We start from the raw sequence: 2,209 nt of genomic DNA, 5'->3' as shown, positions 1-2,209 counted from the left end.
GTTGGGTGGCAAGTGAAGTGTTGGCAAAGTGAAAAGAAGTGTATCAACGTGCTAAGGAGCAAACGCCTGAGCGCTGGAGTGGTGACATCCGCAACTGGGATTTACCAGAGAAAGTGCACCTAAACCCCGAACGTGAAATCGTCAACGTGGAGAGTGCATAACGTAGTGATCGCGACAACTAGTTTGACAAACACCGAAGAGCAATTAGGTTATATGAAGAGCTTGGGTTAATGAAAGTCTCTAGAACAGGGAAATACCGTATTTATAACCAAAATAATATAAGCCAAATCAAAATGATTAAAGAAGCCCAAACTCTAGGTATTACACTTGCCGATATGGTTACTTTAAGAGGTAGTCAGGAAGATTTTGATTGGAAATTAGTGAGTAGCTACTTGATTGAAAAACAATGGCAGGTTGAAGAAAAAATCAAAGAATTGGAATTACAAAAGCAGCGTATTAAAGAATACAAAATTTCGATTGATATTTGTATTCAGGAGCTTGACTCTAACCTTTAGGTAAGAGTTTAAACTGCATATCCTACTCAACAAGGATATATAAGTTTATGAAAAAAATTTTAATTATCAATGCAAACCCTAAGTCGACAAGTTTGTGTAGGTCTTTAGCAGAACAATACGCATTAGCGGCTAAAAATAAACATAACGTTGAGAAAATCAATATAGGTGAGCTAAATTTCAAAATAAATTTAGACGAAGGTTATGATCGAGTCACTAACTTAGAAGCTGATTTAGTCGACTTGCAAAATAAAATCCGATGGGCAGATCATCTAGTTATTGTAAGCCCTGTTTGGTGGGGAGCAATGCCAGCAAAATTCAAAGGTGTTATTGATAGAACGTTCTTACCTGGGTTTGCATTTAAATATGTAAAGGGTAAATCAATTCCTGAAAAGCTATTAAAAGGGCGCACTTCTGAACTCATTTTCACCCTTGATACTCCTGTATTTTGGTATAAATATATCCAAGGTAATGCCATACATAAACAGTTAAAGCACTGTATTTTAAACTTCTCTGGAATTAAAAATACGTGTTCAACATACTTTGGTCCGGTTATTAACTCTAAAATTGACAACAGACAAGCTTGGCTTAACAAAGTGACTAAGCGAGCGGCTAACTTAAAGTGAATTTAACTATGCTGATTGTGGCATAAAACATATACAAGCTGTTTAGAATTTTAGAGGCGGTATGCCTTTATATAAAGAGCCTGCAATAATTACACTGTAATTTTGTAAACCCCCATTACGGTTTGGTTGAAAATACCGCAGTTGAGAGTGTGATATTGCACTTCTATAAACAACCTATGTGTTACGAGCTAAATTTGAGAGCTAATTCATAAGTGAAGCAGACCACCATGTAGGCTGAAATACAGCAATAGGAGTGAGCGCTAATGCCACAAACCAAAAAATAGCGGCTTGAGCTCGGTTTTTGCTAATGCGATAGGACAGTAGCCATAAAAGGGAACTAACTATCATCACAACAAAATACAATAACACCCCATAAACGCTAAGACCTTTACCAGCTAAAATAAACTCTTTAAATATGAGGGTTAAGTAAATTTCTGTAATTACCATCAATACAATGGCAATTAAAAAAAAGAAACACCCAATAAAATGTCTGTTCATTATCGTCCCCCTAAATTGTATCGCTGTTTAGCTAACTCATTTTGCGATTATCTTCTAATTTAAAAGTAAATTTTGTGGCACCCTAGATTCTAATTGGAAGTGCACCACCTAATTCATTATAGACTTAATTTGGTGTTTGCCAGACTGCAAAAATTAGGGTGGGTGTCCTGTTTATTTGCATTACCTGCAATTTACTAAGGGCAACAGCAGCCCCCGCTAAAACAATAACGCAGCATTCCTAACCACCAACGCGAATCGTTGTATTGCTTAGTATTAACACTAAAATACTGTGCTATCTTTTTAATTTTACTAAGCATAATCATCCCTTCATAAAGTCATTGTTATTAATTGACTTCATTATAATAAAGCGCAAAATATAACTCTAATACATTAAAATCATGATTTGATAACTTAAAGTTATGTAATTTGAGAGGCACAATGAACTTGCATGCACTTCGGGTGTTTCATACGGTTGCTAAACTAGGTAGCTTTTCGGCCGCAGCTGAAACGCTGTTTATAAGTCAACCGGCGGTATCAAAGGCTTTAAAAGAACTTGAGTATCAGCTAAACATA

The 2,209-nt window shown here is 35.9% G+C and carries 4 protein-coding genes; 3 read left to right on the top strand and 1 reads right to left on the bottom strand.

Annotation, left to right across the window (positions count from 1 at the left end; translation table 11 throughout):
- Positions 1 to 203 precede the first annotated feature (203 nt).
- Together CWB66_RS16540 and CWB66_RS16535 are read left to right on the top strand one after the other, a co-directional pair.
- Positions 204 to 515, top strand: coding sequence for a MerR family transcriptional regulator (locus CWB66_RS16540; RefSeq protein ID WP_289508508.1), 312 nt, complete (start codon positions 204 to 206; stop codon positions 513 to 515).
- A gap of 47 nt (positions 516 to 562) precedes the next feature.
- Positions 563 to 1,138 (top strand): NAD(P)H-dependent oxidoreductase, encoded by a 576-nt coding sequence (locus tag CWB66_RS16535; RefSeq protein ID WP_138586219.1) that lies wholly within the window; start codon positions 563 to 565, stop codon positions 1,136 to 1,138.
- Positions 1,139 to 1,339: 201 nt separating this feature from the next.
- Here the strand turns inward: CWB66_RS16535 and CWB66_RS16530 are convergent, their stop codons facing one another.
- Positions 1,340 to 1,636: a hypothetical protein gene (locus CWB66_RS16530; RefSeq protein WP_138586218.1), complete on the bottom strand. Its 297-nt coding sequence runs from the start codon at positions 1,634 to 1,636 to the stop codon at positions 1,340 to 1,342.
- Between the two features lie 438 nt (positions 1,637 to 2,074).
- On the opposite strand from CWB66_RS16530, the gene CWB66_RS16520 reads away from it, so the two are divergent.
- On the top strand, positions 2,075 to 2,209 hold a 135-nt coding region (locus CWB66_RS16520), incomplete at its 3' end, for a LysR family transcriptional regulator (protein WP_138586217.1).

The organism is Pseudoalteromonas sp. S558, assembly GCF_005886635.1.
Taxonomy (GTDB): Bacteria; Pseudomonadota; Gammaproteobacteria; order Enterobacterales; family Alteromonadaceae; genus Pseudoalteromonas; species Pseudoalteromonas aliena.
Note: the sequence above shows the minus strand (reverse complement) of the source record. Positions and strands in the feature narration are given on the sequence as shown.

Coding starts and splice junctions, on each gene's coding strand:
- CWB66_RS16535 (WP_138586219.1), top strand. CDS start 563: ATGAAAAAAATTTTAATTATCAATGCAAACCCTAAGTCGACAAGTTTG.
- CWB66_RS16530 (WP_138586218.1), bottom strand. CDS start 1,636: ATGAACAGACATTTTATTGGGTGTTTCTTTTTTTTAATTGCCATTGTA.